Genomic DNA, 21,824 nt, shown 5'->3' with positions numbered 1-21,824 from the left:
TCCCACAGTTGAATTCGGTTTCTTCAGCTATTAAGTCATTTACGGGTTAACCGATGCTATTCAACCAAGCCTCACGCCTGGCCAAGATCACCAGCTCCCTGGGGGCGGATGTGCTGTTGCTCAATGAAATGGGGGGCGGCGAAGAGCTGGGCCGCTTGTTCAACTATGAGCTGCAACTGACCTCGCTCGACGCCAACATCGACCTCAACCAGCTGCTGGGCAAGCCGATGAGTGTGAGCGTGCAACTGGCGGACGGTGGCGAGCGGCATTTCCACGGCATCGTCGCGCGGTGCAGCCAGAACATCGACCAGGGCCAGTTCGCCAGTTACCAAGTGACGCTGCGCCCATGGTTCTGGCTGCTGAGCCGCACCTCGGACTGTCGGATTTTCCAGAACCTGAGCATCCCGCAGATCATCAAGCAGGTGTTTCGCGACCTGGGCTTTTCCGACTTCGAAGACGCCCTGAGCCGCCCGTACCGCGAGTGGGAATACTGCGTGCAGTACCGCGAAACCAGCTTCGACTTCGTCAGCCGGTTGATGGAACAGGAAGGTATCTACTACTTTTTCCGCCATGAACAGGACCGCCATGTGCTGGTGCTGGCCGACGCCTATGGCGCCCACACCACCGTGCCGGGCTACGCGTCGATTCCGTACTACCCCAAGGACGAGCAGCAGCGCGAACGCGACCATATGCACAACTGGCACCTGGCGCACGAAGTGCAGCCGGGGTCGCTGGAGCTGAACGACTACGACTTCCAGCGCCCCAGCGCGAGCATCGACGTGCGCTCGGCGATGCCGCGCCCGCACACTGCCGGCGACTACCCGTTGTACGACTACCCCGGCACTTATGTGCAAAGTGAAGACGGCGAACACTACGCGCGCACCCGCATCGAAGCCTTGCAAACCCTGCATGAGCAGATCGAGTTCAGCGGCAACGCGCGCGGCCTCGGTTCGGGCCACTTGTTCAGCCTCACCGGCTTCAGCCGCCAGGACCAGAACCGCGAATATCTGATCGTCGGTTGCCGTTACTACATCGTCCAGGAAAGCCTGGAAAGCGGCGGCGGCTCAGGCCCGGCGCAATTCGAAAGCAGCCTCACCTGCATCGATGCCCAACAAAGTTTTCGCCCTTTGGCCAACACCCACCGACCGATTGTCAAAGGCCCGCAGACGGCCTTGGTGGTCGGCCCCAAAGGTGAAGAAATCTGGACCGACCAGTATGGCCGCGTGAAGGTGCACTTTTACTGGGACCGCCATGACCAATCCAACGAAAACAGCTCATGCTGGATTCGTGTATCGCAATCCTGGGCCGGTAAGAACTGGGGCTCGATGCAGATCCCGCGGATCGGCCAGGAAGTGATTGTGAGCTTTCTGGAAGGTGACCCGGACCGGCCGATCATTACCGGCCGGGTGTACAACGCCGAGCAGACGGTGCCTTACGACCTGCCGGAGAATGCCACCCAGAGCGGTATGAAAAGTCGCTCCAGCAAGGGCGGCACCCCAGCCAACTTCAATGAAATCCGCATGGAGGACAAGAAGGGGCTGGAGCAGTTGTATATCCATGCCGAGCGCAATCAGGACATCGTGGTGGAAGTGGATGAAAGCCACGCCGTCGGGCATGACCGCAACAAAAGCATTGGGCATAACGAAACGGTGACGATTGGTAATAACCGCCTGCGCATCGTCAAGCAGGAGGACATTCTCTCGGTGGGCCAAAGGAAGACCGACAGCATCAGCCAGAGCTACGTGATTGAAGTGGGCGAGAACCTGCGGCTGGTGTGCGGCGAAAGCATTCTGGAGTTGAATGCCAGCGGGCAGATCAACCTCACGGGTGTGAATATCAGTTTCTATGCCAGCGGCGATGCCGAGTTTAATACCGGCGGCCTCCTGCACCTGAACAACGGCGGCGGCCCGGGCGCCACACCCGATGGCCAAGGCCAGAAAGCCAGTATCGACGCCAACATCAAAGCCGCGTTCCCCACGCCTAAAAGCTCCTGACGAGACCTGTTTGCCATGACGTACCGAATCAACGAATTTCAGTTCCAGCTGCCGGCCGCAGAGTTGCAGGACGCAACGATCAATATCCTCAAGTTCCCCGAGCTGGGCACGTCTCTGATCGTCAGCCGCAGCTTGCTCGCCGAAGGCGAAACCCTGCACAGCAACTTCGACGACCAGCTCAAGCGTCTGGAAAAACAGGTGCAGGACTTGCGCTGCCAACCGAGCGTCACCGTGCGACTGGGCGCCGCTCAAGAGGTGGAAGGTATCGAGTTGCGCAGCCAGTTCAACAAGGGCAATGACAAGGTGTTCCAGTATCAGTTGGCGCTGGTGTTGCCGGGTACGCGCAAGATGCTCGCCTTGAGTTATGTGAAGGCCGAAAAACTCGGGGAAGCTGAGGCAACGCACTGGGCATTAATAAAAAATTCGCTGTCGTTCGACGCTATCTCCTGATGAGCAACCTGCATGTCTGACGCGTTATGGGCGGCCCGGATGGGCGATGCGCTATCCCACACCTCGATGATGGCGGACATCCTCGGCGGTGTGCTGGAAGTGGCGGCCAATATCGCGATTACTGCGGTCGCGACCGCTGCCGTGGTGGCCGCCACCGGCATTACCGTGGCCACCGGCGGCCTCGGCTGCTTCCTGCTGGGCGCGGTAGTGGGCACGATTGTCGGCCTGGCCATGAGCAAGAGTGGCGCGGACAAAGGGCTGACCAAGATATGCGATGCCTTTAGCAACGCCTTATTTCCGCCCACCGTGCAGGCGAACATTCTCACCGGCTCCACCAACACCCTCACCAATAACATCCCCGCCGCCCGCGCGGCAGGGGCGATCAGCTCCCATGTCACACCGGCCGGCACCGAGCTGGAAGAAACCAAGCCTGAGCCAGAGCCCAGTTACCTGGACATGGCCGAAGGCTTCTTCTCGCAGATGTGGCGCCCCACCGTCGCAACGCCCGCGCCAGGCGCCGTGCCGAAGCCGCTGGACTTGGTCGTGTGCATGAAGCACCCGCCAATGCCGCCGCAGTTTCTTGCCGAAGGCTCGGAAAAGGTCACGATCAATGGTCAGCCCGCTGTGCGCAGTGGTGATCGCAGTACCTGCGATGCGACGGTGGTGTCGTCCGGTTTGATCTCATCCAACGTGGCCATCGGCGGCGGCTCGGTGGTGGTGCGTGAAATTCGCAGCGGCAAGACCCCGGGGGTTGGGCTGGCGGTCACGGCGTTGTTGATGCTCAAGGGTGGCAAGGGCAAGTTCTTCAGCAAGTTGCCGTGCATGTTGGTCAGCGGTGCGACCTCGATGGCCATCAGCAGCGCGATGGGCGCTGCGGCCAACGCCGCGATGGGCTCGTCGAACCCGGTGCATGCCGCGACGGGCGCAAAGGTACTGGGCGACGTCGACGACCTGGATTTTGTGCTGCCGGGTATCCTCCCGATTGACTGGCAGCGCTTCTACAACAGCCGCGATGAACGCCCGAGCAGCCTGTTTGGCGCCGGTTGGAGCGTGCCCTACGAGGTGTGCGTCGACATTCAGCCGCATCCCGAGGGCGGCGAAACGCTCGTGTATACCGACGAGCAGGGCCGGCCCATCGACATGGGCTCCATTCCGTTGGGCGGCGCAGTGTTCAGCGCGGGCGAAGGGCTTGCGGTGCGGCGACACCTCAATGGGCAATTGCTGATCGAAAGCGACGACGGCATGTACCGTTTGTTCGAACCGGCGCCCGCAAACTCGACACGACTGCGCCTGAGCCAATTGGGTGATCGTAACGACAACCGTATCTACCTCGACTATGACGAAGCCGGGCACTTGGTGCGTCTGCGCGACACGTTCGATCTGGTGCAGGTTGAGCTGATCCGTGATCAGGGCTATGTGAGCCGCATTGAACGCCTGTACCCGGATCAACGTCGCGAGGTGCTGGTGAGCTACGGCTACGACGCGGCGGGCAATCTCGCGCAAGTGCGCGATGCAACCGATCAAGTCCAGCGGCGCTTCGCCTACGATGCCGGGCGCCGAATGGTGGAACATCAATTGCCCACCGGATTGCGCTGTTTCTATGAGTGGGTACTGGTTGAAGGCCTGGAATGGCGCGTGGTTAGGCATTGGACCGATGAGGGCGACGCTTACCAGTTCGACTATGACCTGCAGGCCGGTATTACGCGCATCACCGATGGCCTGCAGCGTGTGAGCACGCGGTACTGGAACACTCAGCACCAGATCATTCAGTACAGCGACAACCTCGGCCAGACTTGGCTATTCGAATGGAACGACGAACGCCAATTGCTCAGCGCGACTGATCCGTTGGGTGGGCGCTATGAATACAGCTACGATGAGAGCGGCAACGTAATCGGCGAAACCGACCCGCTGGGCCGCAGTGATTCGACCTTGTGGCTGGAACATTGGGCATTGCCGCTGGTGGAAACCGACGCGGCCGACAACAGCTGGCAATATCGCTATGACCCACGCGGTAACTGCATTGCCGAGACCGATCCGCTGGGTTATATCACCCGCTATCGCTATGACGCCCATGGCCAAGTCGTGGAGATTGTCGACGCCACCGGCAAAAGCAAAAAACTGCGCTGGAATGCATTCGGGCAGTTGGTCGAGCATATCGATTGCTCGGGCTACCCGACGCGTTTCAGCTACGACGACCGTGGCTATTTGCAGGTCATCACCGATGCACTTGGTGAACGCACGCAGTTCAGCTATGACGCTCAGGGCCGCTTGCTCAGCAGCCAATTACCGGATGGGCGCACCGAGTTGTATCAGCGCAACGCCAGCGGGCAGTTGGTGGGCTACACCGACCCCGCCGGGCACACCACGCTCTACCTACACAACCGGCGTGGCCAGGTACGTCAGCGCACCGACGCCCATGGTCGACAGGTGCAGTTTGGGTATGACAGCTACGGGCGGCTGCAAGCGCTGGTCAACGAGAACGGTGAAAGCTATCGGTTTGCATGGGACGCCGGGGATCGGCTGACCGAGCAGCAAGACCTCGACGGCAGCGCCAAGCGCTACGACTACGACTTGCTCGACAACATCACAGCGGTGACTGCGCTTCCTGCGCCTTATGGCAATGGACTGGCGGTAGTGCCCGAGACGCCACCCGCGCCCATCGTTCATCGGCTGGAGCGTGATGCGCTCGGGCGACTGGTGGCCAAAACCACCGACGATGGCCGCACCGACTACAGCTACGATGCCGTGGATCAGCTCACGGCTGTGACCTTCACTGATCTGCAAGGCAATTCCCAAGCCTTGGGTTTCGCCTACGACGCTGTCGGCCAGTTGCTTGCCGAACAGAGTGCCGCCGGCAACCTGCAACATCACTACGACGAACTCGGCAACCTGATCCAGACCCAACTGCCGGACGGGCGCTGGCTCAATCGCCTGTACTACGGCAGCGGCCACCTGCATCAGATCAACCTCGACGGTCAGGTCATCAGCGACTTCGAACGCGACCGCCTGCACCGCGAAGTGCTGCGCACCCAAGGCCAGCTCAGCACCCGCAGCGAATACGACCGCAGCGGCCGCCTGCGTTCACGCCAGCGCCGCCTGAACAGCCAGCCATCGCTGATGCCGGCGGCAACGCAAAAGCAATTCGAATACGACCCCGCCGACAACCTGATCGGCAAGCTCGACCAGCAAACCACCGCGCAACATCGCCAACTGCTGCACTACGACGCCACCGGCCGCATCATCGCCAGCCAGGACAGCCTGCACGGCCAGCGCGAAACCTTCGCCTACGACGCCGCTGCCAACCTGCTGGATGGCCCGCAAGCGGGTGCCGGGTTGGTGGTGCATAACAAGCTGCTGACGTATCAGGACAAGCGTTATCGCTACGACGCGTTTGGGCGGATGGTCGAGAAGCGCAGTGCCAAGCGTGGCGTGCAGCGGTTTGCGTATGACGCTGAAAGCCGGCTGGTTGAAGTGCGCAGTCAGAAAGATGGACGGGAGACAGTCGTGAAAATGACTTATGACCCGCTCGGCCGCCGCACCGCCAAAACTGAACATGACAGCCAAGGTTACCCCTTAGGCGAAAGCCGTTTTGACTGGGAAGGTATGCGTCTGCTGCAGGAACATCGGCATAGCCAGACCAGCCTCTACATCTATGAAGAAGATAGCTATGCGCCGCTGGCGCGTGTGGATGGGGCGAACAAGCATCAAAGTGTGCGCTATTACCATAACGATCTGAACGGGTTGCCGGAGCAATTGACCGAAACTGACGGGGTAACCGTGTGGCAGGCGCGGTATCAGGTTTGGGGAAATACAGTTCAAGAGGTCCGTGAAGCGTACTTTATCGAAGAACAGAATTTACGGTTTCAGGGGCAGTACCTGGACCGGGAGATTGGGCTGCACTACAACACGTTTCGGTTTTATGATCCGGATGTGGGACGGTTTACGACGCCAGACCCAATTGGGTTGGCGGGTGGCGATAACCTCTACCAATACGCCCCTAATACGTCCGGATGGATTGACCCGCTGGGCCTGCTCAAAGAAGGCGAGGTTGCTGGTTATGGCGCCAAGGCCCATAAGAATGACGGACTGGAAGCACACGAAATTGTCCGCAATAAATTCCTAGAAGAAAAAGGTATAGCCAAGGGCCGGCGCTACAAGGGCAATCCATCCATCGCGCTGTCGCCCGAGCATCATGACATGGTGCATGCCGAGGAAAATCGTTTGCGGCGCGCTCGAGGGATGGGGCCCAACCAGATGCTCAAACGTGGGAAGCTGGAGATTCGTATCATGTCCCAAGCCATACACAACTCGCTGGTCAAAACCGGCATCATCACACAACAGCAGGCCAGAACGGCGAGGCGGTCTGCCACGTCATTTGCCAAACGAAAAGGTTGTTTCTAAAGGATCAAGGGCTATGGGCATCAATCAAATCATTCTCTCAGAGCAAGACCATAACCTTGGGCAAATTGGCGGAGGAGCTTGGCTGACAGACCTTGCTCTGTGGCCTAAGGATCCGAAAACCGGTCAACTGATGCTACCGGTGATGATGATGACCCCAGCGTTCCTGGGCGTCTCATTTATTCCCGCCGGAATGGCGCTGACAGTGTTCGTTTGCGTTGAGCGAAATGACGAAACCTACACACGTTCTTCGGTACGTCAGCTGACCGTCCATCAACAAAGCGAGATGGACAAGCTTAAACTTGGCCTTAGCTGCGTTCTGCTTCACACGCTGGCAACCTGTGAACTCACACCTACCACGTTGGTTGACCCGATTCCGCGGACGTACATTGCCCAGCAGCCGCTGACTCCCGAACAAATGGAAGAAGAATTGGAGGACTTGGAGTGTGGCGCGGGTATTAGCAAGGTTTTAGGGCGCCCGGCGTGGTTGCAAGACCCTTTGTATGAAAGTCCTCGTTACTATTTTTTAGCTCAGCTAATCGACGCTGACATCGCAAAAATAAGCCCTAGCCACGAAGGAATATTCGGTGGAGGTATCGGCTACATTTTTGCCGATAATCGAGCGAAAAAGATGAAAGAGGGAGATACGGGTGGTTACTTCCTCGTTCAATTCACTTGAGGATGAGTGAGACAGATTGATTTGAATTAACCAGCTAAGTAAATCCGGCCCTTATCCGAGAAGCCACCCGCGTCCATCATCCACCGGCAGGAACGCGATGCGGTCGATCACTTCATGGCCGTCACCTTCACATACCCTGGGTTTCGCCTGCGCACCCAGGGCCAGCTCAGCACCCGAAGCAAATACGACGCCGCCGCCAACCTGCTGGATGGCCCGCAAGCGGGTGCCGGGTTGGTGGTGCATAACAAGCTGCTGACGTATGAGGACAAGCGTTATCGCTACGACGCGTTTGGGCGGATGGTCGAGAAGCGCAGTGCCAAGCGTGGTGTGCAGCGGTTTGCGTATGACGCGGAAAGCCGGTTGGTTGAAGTGCGCAATGAAAGCGGTAGCGTGGTCAGGATGGCGTATGACCCGCTGGGGCGGCGGGTTGAAAAAACCGAGCATGGCAGCGATGGGTATCCGTTGGGGGAAACCCGGTTCATGTGGGATGGGCTGCGGTTGTTGCAGGAGCACAAGCACAGTCAAACCAGTCTTTATGTGTATGAAGACGACGGCGGCTATCAACTGTTGGCCCGCGTCGACGGTGACGGCCCACTGCAGAAAATTCGTTACTACCACAACGACCTGAACGGGTTGCCGGAGCAACTGACCGAAGCTGACGGACACAGCGTCTGGCAAGCGACTTATCGGGTGTGGGGCAACACGCTGGAAGAGGTGCGCGAGCCTTATTACATCGAGGAGCAAAATCTACGGTTTCAGGGGCAGTATCTGGACCGCGAGACGGGGCTGCATTTCAATACGTTCAGGTTTTATGATCCGGATGTGGGGCGGTTTACCACTCCCGACCCGGTGGGGTTGGAGGGAGGTTTCAACCTCTACCAATACTCACCGAACCCCCTTACATGGATCGATCCATGGGGGCTGAAGACCTGCTATCACAAGAGAACGAAGAGTGAGATCAAAAAAATACGCGCCAACTTCGACAAAAAAGGTGGTGCCAAAGAGAAGTACATGAAAAAAATGGCCAAAGACCCCAAATCACTTCAGAAATATGGTCCGGCCGGGGTAGATAGAATGAAAAAAGGCCAAGTTCCCGAGGGCTTTGACGTGCATCATAAAAAGCCAATATTCAGGGGTGGCAATAACCGCCAGAGCAACCTTGAACTCATGGACAAGTCCTACCACAAAGCTAATAGCAAAGCCCTGCATTGGTATCCTGAAGGGGAAAATCCATATGGACTCAATTAATAACGCCCGATGCCAGCTCTGCAAAGAGACATTTGAGCTGGACGCGAAGCAACAACAATTCATTGCACCGCTCCTTGCAAAAGGCCAGCGTTTTATCATGATTGAGTGCCCTTCCTGCGGTTCTTCAACGCAATACGTGAAGGCTGAGCAACCCCCAATCACAGCACCGCAGCCTGCCAATTATCGGTGCCCGATTAGCCAATGCGCCGGCTGGGTTGATCTGATTGATGAGCAATCCCCGCCCTTTTGGGGCTGTGGCGAGTGCGGCAGTGTTTGGTATGAAGGAAAAAACCTACAAAAAGAAATTACAGCAATCATGAACTTGTATCCGTATAGAGCCAGCAGCTACAAGCAATTAAATGGAGAATGGATTCCCGGGAATTTAAACTCAGAACCTGCGAACTACGAAGAGCTCGTCGCAAAAGAACCGCCAGACGGGCATGACGAGTTAGTTCGGGGATAAACGTGACGACGCCAAGATGCATTGAAAGCTGTGATTACACAGCCCAACAAAAATGGGCACCCAACCCAGTCGGCGTGCCCATTTTCTTACCAACCCGCCTCCCTTCAGACGGTCCTGCTCTTACGGGTTGACGCTGTCTTTGAGCGACTTGCCCGGCTTGAACGCAACGGTGTTGCTCGCCTTGATCTTCACAGGCTCACCGGTTTGCGGGTTTTTGCCGGTGCGGGCGCCGCGGTGGCGTTGCAGGAAGGTGCCGAAGCCAACCAGTGTGACGCTGTCCTTGCGGTGCAGGGCGCCGGTGATTTCTTCGAGAACGGCGTTGAGGACGCGGTTGGCCTGTTCTTTGGTGAGATCCGCTTTTTCAGCGATGGCGGCTGCGAGTTCTGGTTTACGCATAAGTGAAGCCTCTTTGACGGTTTTTTGTTGTTATGTCCGTGCTGCTCTCTTATGGAGCAACGCCCAAGGCGCCGCAGGCTCTACTCTGCGGCAGACGGGAGTGAGGATGGCATGCCCTCGCACGCTCCGCCAGTCTCGCGGCGACCTTTCTAGAGCGAAAAACAGGGTTATTCCGACAGAACGACCGGTATTTACGCCAGCAACGGCGGAAGTTCTTTGTTCAAGGCCAGTTTTTCCATAACCGCACTGCCGGTCAGCGCGTAACCCAGCAGGCGGCCGCTGGCGTCGCGGCACAAGGCCTTGATGTCGGCGCCCTGCCCTTCGACGCTCCACACACCTTCGGTGCCGCGTGGCGGGGGCGAGACTACCAGCGGGCAGATCGGGGTTTTCACCGTGATCGGCATCGGCCCATAGCTGACCGCCGTAGCGTTGCCAGCCAGGGTCTGGGCCAGGGCGCGGGCGCAGCTCATCAGTGGCATCACGTAGAGCAGGTTGAGGCCGTCAACCTCGGCGCAGTCGCCCAGGGCGTAGATGTTGGCGTGGGAGGTCTTGAGGTGGCGGTCCACCATGATTCCACGGTTGATTTGCAGGCCGGCAGCGGCGGCAAGGTCGATGCGCGGGCGCAGGCCGATGGCCGAGACCACCAGGTCGCAGTGGATGACCTCACCGTCCGACAGGTGCGCTTCCAGGCCGTCAGCGCTACGCTGCAGGCGGTTGAGCACCGGGCCCAGGTGGAAACGCGCACCAAGGCCTTCCAGGCCGGCTTGCACTGCTGCAGCGGCGGCGGGATGCAGCAGGGTCGGCATGACCTGCTCGCACGGCGCCACCAGGTCGATTTCGTAACCGCCGAGGATCAGGTCGTTGGCGAACTCGCAGCCGATCAGGCCGGCGCCCAGCACCAGCACGCGGCGCTTGCCGGCGGCAGCGGCGCGAAAGCGGGCGTAGTCTTCGAGGTCGTTGATCGGGAAAATCAGCTCAGCCGCATCACCTTCAACCGGAACGCGCACAGTTTCTGCGCCCCACGCCAGGATCAGGTCGCGGTAGGCCACCGCTTCCTCGCCGATCCACAGGCGCTTGTGGCCTGGGTCGATGCCGCTGATGCGCGTGTGGGTGCGCACTTCGGCCTTGAGTTGCTCGGCCATGGCACCCGGTTCAGCCATGCTCAGGCCATCGGCTTCCTTGTTCTTGCCAAAGCCGGTGGAGAGCATGGGCTTGGAGTAGGAGCGCCCATCATCCGCGGTGATCAGCAGCAATGGGGTCTCGCTGTCGAGCTTGCGAAACTCCCGGGCCACGTTGTAACCGGCCAATCCTGTGCCGATGATCACGACAGGTGCGTTCATTCCTTTCTCCTTGTAGTACGTTTCTTAAACTCAGTGCTTAAATTCGAGGCATTAACCGATTTCGATCATTTCGAAATCCATTTTGCCCACGCCGCAGTCCGGGCACAGCCAATCTTCAGGGACGTCCTGCCACTGCGTGCCCGGTGCGATACCGTCATCCGGCCAGCCGTCTTTTTCGTCATAGATCAGGCCGCAGACTACACATTGCCACTTCTTCATTACTTGCTTCCTCAGGGTCCAGGCATCTTGGCCGACGGTCGATAGACCTACGTTGCCGTGCGGCTCAGGGCGTTTTGTACTGATCGGGGCCGGCAGATGCAAGCACGATCGACGCATGGGGCCGGTTCAGCAAGGCAAAAGCCCAGGACGCCATGGTAAGCTCGCCGCCTCTTTTGCTGCCAATACTGACTCACCGTGCCGCACTCAATCGCCCTTCCCGATGCTTGCCAATGGCTGACCCAGAGCCTTCTGAGCCCTTTGCCCGCGCCTTTGACCCTCGATTGGCTGTTCGACGAAGGCTCGCTGACGCGCCGGCTCACGCGGCTGTCCAACGATGGGTTCAGCGTCACGCCGCTGTTCGAAGGCTGGCAGCCGTTGCGCGAGGATGAATGTGCGGCGCTGGGCCTGGCCCCGGCCACTGTCGGTTGGGTGCGCGAGGTGTATCTGCGCGGGCATGGCCAGCCGTGGGTGTTCGCCCGCAGCGTGGCGGCGCGCAGTGCCCTGCAGGGCGACGGGTTGCATATGGACGCGTTGGGCAGCCGTTCGTTGGGCGAGTTGCTGTTTTGCGATCACGCCTTCACCCGCCAGCCCATCGAGGTGTGCCATTACCCACGGCAATGGCTGCCGAGCGCGGACCAGGCCGACGGCTTGTGGGGGCGCCGCTCACGCTTTGATCGCGGGCCGCTGAGTGTGCTGGTGGCGGAAATTTTCCTGCCGAGCTTCTGGCACGCGTTGCATGACCATCCGGAGAACTGCTGATGTATCAACGCCTGCTTAAATCCTTGAACCGCCTGAACCCCAGGGCCTGGGATTTCATTCAGTTGACCCGCATGGACAAGCCCATCGGCATCTACCTGCTGCTATGGCCAACGCTGTGGGCGCTGTGGATCGCCGGCAAGGGCTCGCCGTCCTTGATCAATATCGTGATTTTTGTACTGGGTGTGGTGCTGACCCGCGCCGGGGGCTGCGTGATCAATGACTGGGCAGACCGCAAGGTCGACGGCCATGTGAAACGCACCGAGCAACGCCCGCTGGTAAGCGGCAAGATCAGCGCCAAAGAGGCACTGGTGTTTTTCGCCGTGTTGATGGGCGTCAGTTTCATGCTGGTGCTGCTGACCAACGCCACCACCATCCTGCTGTCCCTCGGCGGTTTGGCGCTGGCGGCGAGCTACCCGTTCATGAAGCGCTATACCTATTACCCGCAAGTGGTGTTGGGCGCGGCGTTTTCGTGGGGCATGCCAATGGCGTTCACCGCCGAGACGGGCCACCTGCCTGCCACTGCGTGGCTGCTGTACATCGCCAATTTGCTGTGGACGGTGGGTTACGACACGTATTACGCGATGACCGACCGCGACGATGACTTGAAGATCGGGGTGAAATCCACGGCCATTCTGTTTGGCGATGCCGACCGCGTGATCATCCTCACCCTGCAAGGCCTGTCACTGGCCTGCCTGTTGCTGGCGGGCGCGCAGTTCGAGCTGGGAGGCTGGTTCCACCTTGGATTGCTGGCGGCGGCGGGCTGTTTTGCCTGGGAGTTCTGGTACACCCGCGACAAAGACCGCATGAAATGCTTCAAGGCGTTTTTGCACAACCACTGGGCCGGGTTGGCGATTTTTGTCGGGATCGTGGCGGATTACGGGTTTCGATGAGGGGCCAGGCCCCTCATCGCCAGCGGGTTTAACTAAGGCTTGGCGACCTTCCAGGCGCCGTCCATTTTGCCTTCACCGGTCATGTCACCGGCCTTCTTGTCCATGACGAAGGTGTAGAGCGGTTTGCCGCTGTAGGCCCACTGGCTCTTTTGATCGTCACGGGTGATGACGGTCCATTTGCCCATCGGCTTGTCGGTGGATTCGGCCATCAACGGCGGCCAGTTGGTGGCGCACTTGTCGTTGCACATGGACTTGTCACCAGAATCCTTGGCGAAGGTGTAGAGCGTCATACCCTTGTGATCCACCAACATGCCGTCTTTGGTCATCGCAGGCTCGGCCGCAAACGCCAGTGTCGGCAGCGTCAACGCCGCCGTTACCAGCAGGGCTTTCCAGGAAAAAGTACTGTAAGTCATCGGAACCTTCCTTTTGTGGTTGTCAGGATTCGGACCCGAAGGGTAGTCCAGAGTGCCAAGAATTGCCCAAGCGACTAAATTACTGTCACACGACTGCAATAATTCCGTTATCTAATGCGGCGCAAGACAGTTAAATGACAAGAGGATTTAGGCATGGTTGGCAGGAGCATTCTGATCGTTGACGACGAAGCGCCCATTCGCGAGATGATCGCCGTTGCGTTGGAAATGGCCGGCTATGACTGCCTGGAGGCGGAGAACTCCCAGCAGGCCCACGCCATCATTGTCGACCGCAAGCCGGACCTGATCCTGCTCGACTGGATGCTGCCCGGCACATCCGGTATCGAACTGGCCCGCCGCCTCAAGCGTGACGAGCTGACCGGGGATATCCCGATCATCATGCTCACCGCCAAGGGTGAAGAGGACAACAAGATCCAGGGCCTGGAAGTTGGCGCTGATGACTACATCACCAAGCCATTTTCCCCACGTGAACTGGTCGCCCGTCTGAAAGCTGTATTGCGCCGCGCCGGCCCTACCGATGGCGAAGCGCCGATCGAAGTCGACGGCCTGATTCTGGACCCGATCAGCCACCGCGTGACCATCGACGGCAAGCCGGCCGAGATGGGCCCGACCGAATATCGCCTGCTGCAATTTTTCATGACCCACCAGGAGCGCGCCTACACCCGTGGCCAATTGCTCGACCAGGTGTGGGGCGGCAATGTGTACGTGGAAGAGCGCACCGTGGACGTGCATATCCGCCGCCTGCGCAAAGCCTTGGGCGATGCCTACGAGAATCTGGTACAAACCGTGCGCGGCACCGGCTACCGCTTTTCCACCAAAGGCTGAGCCAGCCCTTCCCTTCCTTAACAGCTGACAAGGACGCATGTTTAAGTGAACCAGAACTGGCATGGCACCCTGATCCGCCACATGCTGCTGTTGATCACCGGCTGCCTGGTGGTAGGCCTGGTCAGCGGCTATTACGGCTGGAGCCTGGCCGTCGGTATCGGCCTGTATCTGGGCTGGACGCTCAAACAGCTGCTCCGCCTGCATGAATGGCTGCGCCAACACAAACCCGATGAAGCACCACCCGATGGCTACGGCCTGTGGGGCGAGGTGTTCGACAGCATCTACCACCTGCAACGCCGCGACCAACGGGTACGCGGGCGCCTGCAAGCGGTGATCGACCGTGTGCAGGAGTCCACCGCCGCGCTCAAAGACGCGGTAATCATGCTCGACAGCGACGGCAACCTGGAATGGTGGAACCGCGCCGCCGAGACCCTGCTGGGCCTCAAGACGCCTCAGGACAGTGGCCAGCCGGTGACCAACCTGGTGCGCCACCCGCGCTTCAAAGAGTATTTCGAGCAGGAAAACTACGAAGAAGCCCTGGAAATCCCTTCGCCCACCAACGACCGTGTGCGTATCCAGCTGTACCTGACCCGCTACGGCAACAACGAACACCTGATGCTGGTGCGCGACGTCACCCGCATCCACCAGTTGGAACAAATGCGCAAAGACTTCGTCGCCAATGTGTCCCATGAGCTGCGCACGCCGCTGACGGTGATCTGTGGCTACCTGGAGACGCTGCTGGACAACGTCGACGAGATCAACCCGCGCTGGAGCCGAGCCCTGCAACAGATGCAACAGCAAGGTTCACGCATGCAGACACTGCTCAACGACCTGCTGTTGCTGGCCAAGCTTGAGGCCACCGACTACCCGTCGGATAACCATCCGGTGGCGGTGCAAAGCCTGTTGCAGACCATCAAGAACGACGCCCAGGCGCTTTCCGGTGAACGCGGGCAGCAGATCAGTCTGGAAGCCGACCCGCTGGTTTTGCTCAAAGGCAGTGAGGGCGAGTTGCGCAGCGCTTTTTCCAACCTGGTGTTCAACGCCGTGAAGTACACCCAGGACAAGGGCAATATCCGCATCCGCTGGTGGGCCGACGAGCACGGCGCACACCTGAGCGTGCAGGATTCCGGTATCGGCATCGACGCCAAGCACCTGCCCCGCCTGACCGAGCGCTTCTACCGCGTCGACTCCAGCCGCAACTCCAACACCGGCGGCACCGGGCTGGGCCTGGCCATCGTCAAACACGTGCTGCTGCGCCACCGTGCACGGCTGGAAATCAGCAGCGTGCTGGGCCATGGCAGCACCTTTACCTGCCACTTTCCGCCAGCGCAGGTGACCCGCTCGCGGGTGATCGACACCGAGGAATAACCCGAAAACGACGCTGAACTAAGTGTGGGAGCGGGCTTGCTCGCGAAGGCAGCAGGTCAGCTATGAATGTGTTGGCTGACCCACCGCCTTCGCGAACAAGCCCGCTCCCACATTGGACATGCCGCGTGTGGACGTATGTATTCCAGGCCCCGCCCGGCAGCGGGCACTAGGCAAGCGCCCCGCCAGCCGCTACATTGGCCGACTTGCGGCTGCTTTTCAGGCCCTCCTGTCATCCCTCATTGAACACACGGAACCTGCAAAACCCCATCATGGACCCTTCCCCTGGTATCACCCTCGCCACACTCTTCGCCGACTTCGGCATGATTCTTTTTGCACTGATCCTGGTACTGCTCAACGGTTTCTTCGTTGCGGCGGAATTTGCCATGGTCAAATTGCGCGCCACTCGGGTCGAGGCCATCGCCCACAAAAACGGCTGGCGCGGGCAGATCCTGCGCACCGTGCACAGCCAGCTCGACGCCTATCTGTCGGCCTGCCAGCTGGGTATCACCCTCGCCTCCCTGGGCCTGGGCTGGGTCGGTGAGCCGGCCTTTGCGCACATCCTCGAGCCGTTGCTGGGCGCCGTGGGCGTGCAATCGCCTGAGGTGATCAAGGGCGTGTCGTTCTTTGCCGCCTTCTTCGTGATTTCTTACCTGCACATCGTGGTCGGTGAATTGGCACCCAAATCCTGGGCGATTCGCAAACCCGAGTTGCTGTCGCTGTGGACGGCAGTGCCGTTGTACCTGTTCTACTGGGCGATGTACCCGGCGATCTACCTGCTCAACGCCAGCGCCAACGCCATCTTGCGTATCGCCGGCCAAGGCGAGCCTGGCCCACACCATGAGCACCATTACAGCCGCGAAGAACTCAAGCTGATCCTGCACTCAAGCCGTGGCCAGGACCCGAGCGATCAGGGCATGCGCGTGCTCGCCTCTGCGGTGGAAATGGGCGAACTGGAAGTGGTGGACTGGGCCAACTCCCGGGAAGACCTGGTGACCCTGGACTTCAACGCCCCGCTCAAGGAAATCCTGGCGCTGTTCCGCCGTCACAAATTCAGTCGCTACCCGGTGTACGACGCGGTGCGCAACGAGTTCGTCGGCCTGCTGCACATCAAGGACCTGCTGCTGGAACTGGCGGCCCTGGACCACATCCCCGAGTCGTTCAACCTGGCCGAGCTGACCCGCCCGCTGGAGCGCGTGTCGCGGCACATGCCGTTGTCGCAGTTGCTGGAGCAGTTCCGCAAAGGCGGCGCGCACTTCGCCCTGGTGGAAGAAGCCGATGGCAAGATCATCGGCTACCTGACCATGGAAGATGTGCTGGAAGTGTTGGTCGGCGATATCCAGGACGAACACCGCAAGGCCGAGCGCGGCATCCTCGCCTACCAGCCGGGCAAACTGCTGGTGCGTGGCGATACGCCGCTGTTCAAGGTGGAACGCCTGCTGGGCGTCGACCTGGACCACATCGAAGCCGAAACCCTGGCCGGTTTGATCTACGACACCCTCAAGCGGGTGCCGGAAGAAGAAGAAGTGCTGGAAGTTGAAGGCTTGCGCATCATCATCAAGAAGATGAAAGGGCCGAAGATCGTGTTGGCCAAGGTGCTGTTGCTCGATTGAGCAACAACACCTTCGGCTAAACACTGAAGATCAAAATGTGGGAGCGGGCTTGCTCGCGAAAGCAGGGTGTCAGTCATCGAAGATGTTGACTGATACACCGCCTTCGCGAGCAAGCCCGCTCCCACATTGGTTATGGGGCGCGGTGTAGATCACGCACCCGGCACAAAATGCTTCTGCGCCGTGCCGCGCGCGATCAGGCGGGAGATGTAGTCGAGCTTCTGCGCATCCTGGTCGATAAACCGGAAGGTCAGTTGCAGCCAGTCGCTGTCCGGCCTCGGCTCGTAGGCGACGATCGCGTGCAGGTAGCCGTTGAGGCGTGCGACTTCGGCGTTGTCGCCTTGCTCAAGGTCCAGTACCGCGCTTTCCAGCACCTGAGGCAGCACTTCACCGCGACGCACCACCAGCAGCGCCTCCTTGATGCTCAGCGCCTTGATCACACATTGCTGGGTGCCGCTGGACAGGCGCAGTTGGCCCTGGCCACGCCCACCTGCCGGCGAAGCAGCCGGAGCCGCCTGCACCGGCTGGCTGTTAAGCAGGCCTTTGCTCGGCGCCGCCACAGGAGCAGCTTTGACCGCTTCAGGCTTGCCGCCAGTCAAGGCGCTCAGGGAGTCGTTGCCAAAGGCCGAGTTCATCTTGGTCGGCGCGCTGGCGACCAGCGCGTCGAGGCGGCCGATCTTGTGCAGGGCCTGTTTGACCTTGTTCAGCAACTGCTCGTTGGTGAACGGCTTGCTGACATAGCCGGAAACCCCGGCCTGAATCGCCTGGACCACGTTTTCCTTGTCGCCACGGCTGGTCACCATCACGAAGGGCATGGCCTTCAAATGGGCTTGCTCACGGCACCAGGTCAGCAGCTCAAGACCGGACATCTCGGGCATTTCCCAGTCGCACAGCACCAGGTCGAAGGTCTCGCGCATCAGGATGGTTTGCGCCTTTTTGCCGTTCACCGCATCTTCAATCTTGATCCCGGGGAAGTAGTTGCGCAGGCACTTCTTCACCAGGTCGCGGATAAACGAGGCGTCATCCACCACCAACACACTGACTTTACTCATCGACCCTTCATCCTATAAAAACTTCGGCACACAAAACGCCTGACTGATGGCATTTTGCCAAAACTCGCTGGTCGCAGAAGGACTATATTGCTCCTGCTGCGCAAAATATTCAGATACCGCAAACGAAAACGCCCGACCAAAGGCCGGGCGTTAATTTCTCGGGCAACCTTACTTATCGTCAGATTCGCCCGGAACATTAGGGATTTGATCGGCCGTGCCTTCAACTTCGGCTTTCATGCGCTTGAGCCCCATGTGCCGTACGTCGGTACCGCGCACCAGGTAAATCACCAGTTCCGAGATATTGCGCGCGTGGTCGCCGATCCGCTCCAGAGAGCGTAGCACCCAAATAATGTTCAAGACCCGCGAGATAGAGCGCGGGTCTTCCATCATGTAGGTGGCCAGCTCGCGCAGTGCAGTCTTGTATTCGCGGTCGATGGTCTTGTCGTACTGCGCCACCGACAACGCCAGCTCGGCGTCGAAACGGGCAAAGGCGTCGAGAGCGTCGCGCACCATGTTACGCACCTGGTCACCGATATGGCGCACTTCCACATAACCGCGCGGTGCTTCGCCTTCTTCGCACAGCTGGATGGCGCGGCGGGCGATTTTGGTGGCTTCGTCGCCAATACGCTCCAGGTCGATTACCGACTTGGAGATGCTGATGATCAAACGCAAGTCAGACGCCGCCGGTTGGCGACGCGCCAGAATGCGCAGGCATTCTTCGTCGATATTGCGTTCCATCTGGTTGATCTGGTCATCAATCTCGCGCACTTGCTGGGCCAGGCCAGAGTCGGCCTCGATCAGCGCAGTGACGGCATCGTTGACTTGCTTCTCCACCAGCCCGCCCATCGCCAGGAGGTGGCTGCGCACTTCCTCAAGCTCGGCGTTGAACTGCGCGGAGATGTGATGGGTAAGGCCTTCTTTGCTAATCATGTTGGCGTCCTTGGAACGTCCGGTAAGGTGCGGAGAACCGCAGCATTCAGTGCAATCAGAACCACCGCATACTAGCCGTAGCGACCGGTGATGTAGTCTTCGGTCTGCTTCTTCGCCGGATTGGTGAACAGGGTATCGGTGTCGCCGAACTCCACCAGTTTGCCCATGTACATGAACGCGGTGTAGTCGGAAACCCGCGCCGCCTGTTGCATGTTGTGGGTCACGATGACGATGGTGAACTTAGACTTGAGCTCGTAGATCAGCTCTTCGACTTTCAGTGTCGAGATCGGGTCAAGTGCCGAGCACGGTTCGTCGAGCAGCAAGACTTCCGGTTCCACGGCGATGGTACGCGCGATCACCAGACGCTGCTGCTGGCCGCCGGACAGGCCGAGTGCCGAATCGTGCAGGCGGTCTTTGACCTCTTCCCACAGCGCCGCGCCTTTCAGGGCCCACTCCACCGCTTCGTCGAGGATGCGTTTTTTGTTGATGCCCTGGATACGCAGGCCGTAGACCACGTTTTCGTAGATGGTCTTGGGGAACGGGTTCGGCTTCTGGAACACCATGCCCACACGACGGCGCAGCTCGGCCACGTCCTCGCCCTTGCGGTAGATGTTGCTGCCGTAGAGGTTGATTGCACCTTCTACGCGGCAACCGTCCACCAGGTCATTCATGCGGTTGAACGTGCGCAGCAGCGTGGACTTGCCGCAGCCGGACGGGCCGATAAAGGCGGTCACGCGCTGCTTGGGAATGTTCATGCTGACATCGAACAGCGCCTGCTTTTCACCGTAGTACAGGCTCAAGCCCGGTACTTCGATGGCCACGGTTTCCTGGGCCAGGCTCAGGCTCTGCTTGTCGCGACCCAGGGCCGACATGTTGATGCCGTGGGTAGGGGTTTCATGTTGCATGGGATGCTCCCTGTGCTACCAATTCGTTGTGTTGGACCGCCGGGGCGGTCTACTCAAAAATCTGTGTGTTACGCGGTCCATGTGGGAGCGGGCTTGCTCGCGAAAGCGGTGGGTCAGCCAGCACATGTGTTTCTGATACACCGCATTCGCGAGCAAGCCCGCTCCCACATTTAGTCCGCGTTCAATTCAGATCAGCTGTCCAGCGCCTTGTATTTTTCGCGCAGGTGGTTACGAATCCACACCGCCGACAGGTTGAGCGTGGCGATCACCAGCACCAGCAGCAAGGCGGTGGCGTATACCAGCGGTCGTGCGGCTTCGACGTTGGGGCTCTGGAAGCCGACGTCATAAATATGGAAGCCCAAGTGCATGATTTTCTGGTCCAGGTGCAGGTACGGGTAGTTGCCATCCAGCGGCAGCGACGGTGCCAGTTTCACCACACCGACCAGCATCAGCGGCGCCACTTCACCGGCGGCACGGGCCACGGCGAGGATCATGCCGGTCATCATCGCCGGGCTGGCCATTGGCAGCACGATCTTCCACAGCGTTTCCGCCTTGGTCGCGCCCAGTGCCAACGAACCTTCACGCACCGTGCGAGGAATCCGCGCCAGGCCTTCTTCGGTCGCGACAATCACCACCGGCACCGCCAGCAACGCCAGGGTCAGCGAAGCCCACAACAGGCCAGGCGTACCGAAGGTCGGCGCCGGCAGAGCTTCAGCGAAGAACAAACGGTCGACCGAGCCACCCAGCACATACACAAAGAAGCCCAGGCCGAACACGCCGTAGACGATGGCCGGTACGCCGGCCAAGTTGTTCACGGCGATACGGATAATGCGGGTCAGGGCGTTCTGCTTGGCGTATTCACGCAGGTACACCGCCGCCAGCACCCCGAACGGGGTCACGATCATCGCCATGATCAGGGTCATCATCACCGTGCCGAAAATCGCCGGGAAGATCCCGCCTTCGGTGTTGGCTTCCCGTGGGTCGTCGCTGAGGAATTCCCAGACCTTGCTGAAGTAGAAGCTGACCTTGGTCAGCGTGCCCATGGCGTTCGGCTGGTAGGCATGCACCACTTTGCCGATGCCGATTTCGACTTCTTTGCCGTTGCCGTCGCGAGCGGTCAGGCTGTCGCGGTTGAACTGGGCGTGCAAGTCGGCCAGGCGCGCTTCGACGTCCTTGTAGCGGTTGTTCAGTTCGGCGCGGCCCGAATCCATGTCCGCTTGGGCGGTAGCATCGAGCTTACCTTCCAGCTCCAGCTTGCGACCGTGCAGACGGATGCGCTCCAACCCGGCGTTGATCGCGCCGATATCGGTTTTTTCCAGGCTCTTGAGCTGGGCAGCCAACTTGTTCACGCGGTCGACGCGGGCTTGCAGCTCCGGCCACGCAGCCTCGCCTTCGGCGATCACCTTGCCATCCTGCTTAACGTTGACCAGCGTGCCGTAGAAGTTGCCCCACTCACGGCGCTCGATGGTCATCAGATTGGCAGGCTTGGTCTGGTCCTTGAGCCACTCGCCGACGATCCAGGTGAAGTCGTTGCCGTTCAAGTCACGGTTGCCGACCTTGATCAGCTCGCGGGTCATGAATTCCGGGCCTTGGTCCGGTACCGGCAGGCCAGCGCTTTTCAGGCGCTCGCGGGGTACTTCTTCCTTCTGCACCACTTCGCCGATGACGATATGGTTTTCCTGGCCCGGCACGGTGTAGTTGGCCTGGATCAGGTCAGCCGGCCAGAAGTGGCCCAAACCGCGCACGGCAATCACAGCCAGCAAACCAATGGTCATGATGACCGCGATGGACACCGCGCCACCGCTGATCCAGACGCCGGGGGCGCCGCTCTTGAACCATCCATTCAGGGAGTTCTGTTTCACAGACTTCT

18 protein-coding genes and 1 pseudogene are annotated in these 21,824 nt (G+C 59.7%); 11 read left to right on the top strand and 8 right to left on the bottom strand.

What is annotated here, in order from left to right:
* Positions 1-53: 53 nt before the first annotated feature.
* The 6 genes and pseudogenes from JFT85_RS16440 (at position 54) to JFT85_RS16415 (ending at position 9,232) form a co-directional block, all read left to right on the top strand.
* A complete protein-coding gene (locus JFT85_RS16440) occupies positions 54-1,994 on the top strand; it encodes a type VI secretion system Vgr family protein (protein WP_201230146.1) in 1,941 nt (646 codons plus the stop codon).
* Between the two features lie 15 nt (positions 1,995-2,009).
* Positions 2,010-2,444, top strand: a complete 435-nt coding sequence (locus tag JFT85_RS16435; RefSeq protein WP_069551174.1) for a DcrB-related protein — start codon at positions 2,010-2,012, stop codon at positions 2,442-2,444.
* Positions 2,445-2,456: 12 nt separating this feature from the next.
* Positions 2,457-6,845 carry an RHS repeat-associated core domain-containing protein gene (locus tag JFT85_RS16430; protein ID WP_242486541.1) on the top strand — a complete coding sequence of 1,463 codons (4,389 nt, stop codon included), beginning with the start codon at positions 2,457-2,459 and terminating at the stop codon, positions 6,843-6,845.
* A gap of 13 nt (positions 6,846-6,858) precedes the next feature.
* The gene (locus JFT85_RS16425) at positions 6,859-7,521 is read left to right on the top strand and encodes a hypothetical protein (RefSeq protein WP_053258693.1); all 663 of its coding nucleotides are present in this window, start codon (positions 6,859-6,861) and stop codon (positions 7,519-7,521) included.
* A 183-nt stretch (positions 7,522-7,704) separates the two neighbouring features.
* Positions 7,705-8,449 (top strand): annotated as a pseudogene (locus JFT85_RS16420) (RHS repeat domain-containing protein); the annotation flags it as partial.
* 306 nt (positions 8,450-8,755) lie between these two features.
* Complete coding sequence (locus JFT85_RS16415; protein WP_201230142.1) at positions 8,756-9,232, top strand: hypothetical protein; 477 nt, start codon at positions 8,756-8,758, stop codon at positions 9,230-9,232.
* 120 nt (positions 9,233-9,352) lie between these two features.
* Here JFT85_RS16415 and JFT85_RS16410 read toward each other — a convergent pair whose 3' ends face one another.
* From JFT85_RS16410 to JFT85_RS16400, 3 genes are all read right to left on the bottom strand, one after another.
* Positions 9,353-9,628 (bottom strand): HU family DNA-binding protein, encoded by a 276-nt coding sequence (locus JFT85_RS16410; RefSeq protein WP_003213368.1) that lies wholly within the window; start codon positions 9,626-9,628, stop codon positions 9,353-9,355.
* Positions 9,629-9,819: 191 nt separating this feature from the next.
* The gene (locus tag JFT85_RS16405) at positions 9,820-10,968 is read right to left on the bottom strand and encodes an NAD(P)/FAD-dependent oxidoreductase (protein WP_078827520.1); all 1,149 of its coding nucleotides are present in this window, start codon (positions 10,966-10,968) and stop codon (positions 9,820-9,822) included.
* 51 nt (positions 10,969-11,019) lie between these two features.
* Positions 11,020-11,187 (bottom strand): rubredoxin, encoded by a 168-nt coding sequence (locus JFT85_RS16400; RefSeq protein WP_053258696.1) that lies wholly within the window; start codon positions 11,185-11,187, stop codon positions 11,020-11,022.
* Positions 11,188-11,382: 195 nt separating this feature from the next.
* Here JFT85_RS16400 and JFT85_RS16395 point away from each other — a divergent pair, with 195 nt between their 5' ends.
* Together JFT85_RS16395 and ubiA are read left to right on the top strand one after the other, a co-directional pair.
* Positions 11,383-11,946 (top strand): chorismate--pyruvate lyase family protein, encoded by a 564-nt coding sequence (locus JFT85_RS16395; protein ID WP_069551177.1) that lies wholly within the window; start codon positions 11,383-11,385, stop codon positions 11,944-11,946.
* On the top strand, positions 11,946-12,836 hold the full coding sequence (gene ubiA / locus JFT85_RS16390) for a 4-hydroxybenzoate octaprenyltransferase (protein ID WP_201230141.1): 891 nt from the start codon (positions 11,946-11,948) through the stop codon (positions 12,834-12,836). Before JFT85_RS16395 ends, ubiA begins: the two co-directional genes overlap by 1 nt.
* A gap of 32 nt (positions 12,837-12,868) precedes the next feature.
* On the opposite strand, the gene JFT85_RS16385 is transcribed toward ubiA, so the two are convergent.
* Entirely contained in the window at positions 12,869-13,249 is a 381-nt protein-coding gene (locus JFT85_RS16385) for a COG4315 family predicted lipoprotein (protein ID WP_053258699.1), read from the bottom strand.
* Positions 13,250-13,402: 153 nt separating this feature from the next.
* Here JFT85_RS16385 and phoB point away from each other — a divergent pair, with 153 nt between their 5' ends.
* The 3 genes from phoB to JFT85_RS16370 all read left to right on the top strand — a co-directional run bounded on the left by phoB (position 13,403) and on the right by JFT85_RS16370 (position 17,070).
* Positions 13,403-14,092: a phosphate regulon transcriptional regulator PhoB gene (gene phoB / locus JFT85_RS16380; protein WP_003195617.1), complete on the top strand. Its 690-nt coding sequence runs from the start codon at positions 13,403-13,405 to the stop codon at positions 14,090-14,092.
* 81 nt (positions 14,093-14,173) lie between these two features.
* Positions 14,174-15,460 (top strand): phosphate regulon sensor histidine kinase PhoR, encoded by a 1,287-nt coding sequence (gene phoR / locus JFT85_RS16375; RefSeq protein ID WP_207201206.1) that lies wholly within the window; start codon positions 14,174-14,176, stop codon positions 15,458-15,460.
* Positions 15,461-15,729: 269 nt separating this feature from the next.
* Positions 15,730-17,070, top strand: coding sequence for a hemolysin family protein (locus JFT85_RS16370; protein WP_053258701.1), 1,341 nt, complete (start codon positions 15,730-15,732; stop codon positions 17,068-17,070).
* Positions 17,071-17,219: 149 nt separating this feature from the next.
* Here the strand turns inward: JFT85_RS16370 and JFT85_RS16365 are convergent, their stop codons facing one another.
* The 4 genes from JFT85_RS16365 to pstA form a co-directional block, all read right to left on the bottom strand.
* Positions 17,220-18,119 carry a response regulator gene (locus tag JFT85_RS16365; RefSeq protein WP_053258702.1) on the bottom strand — a complete coding sequence of 300 codons (900 nt, stop codon included), beginning with the start codon at positions 18,117-18,119 and terminating at the stop codon, positions 17,220-17,222.
* A 168-nt stretch (positions 18,120-18,287) separates the two neighbouring features.
* Positions 18,288-19,049 (bottom strand): phosphate signaling complex protein PhoU, encoded by a 762-nt coding sequence (gene phoU / locus JFT85_RS16360; protein ID WP_053258703.1) that lies wholly within the window; start codon positions 19,047-19,049, stop codon positions 18,288-18,290.
* A gap of 71 nt (positions 19,050-19,120) precedes the next feature.
* Entirely contained in the window at positions 19,121-19,954 is an 834-nt protein-coding gene (pstB, locus tag JFT85_RS16355; protein WP_053258704.1) for a phosphate ABC transporter ATP-binding protein PstB, read from the bottom strand.
* Between the two features lie 191 nt (positions 19,955-20,145).
* Entirely contained in the window at positions 20,146-21,816 is a 1,671-nt protein-coding gene (gene pstA / locus JFT85_RS16350; protein ID WP_053258705.1) for a phosphate ABC transporter permease PstA, read from the bottom strand.
* Positions 21,817-21,824 lie beyond the last annotated feature (8 nt).

The organism is Pseudomonas sp. TH04, from assembly GCF_016651355.1.
GTDB lineage: Bacteria > Pseudomonadota > Gammaproteobacteria > Pseudomonadales > Pseudomonadaceae > Aquipseudomonas > Aquipseudomonas fluorescens.
Note: the sequence above shows the minus strand (reverse complement) of the source record. Positions and strands in the feature narration are given on the sequence as shown.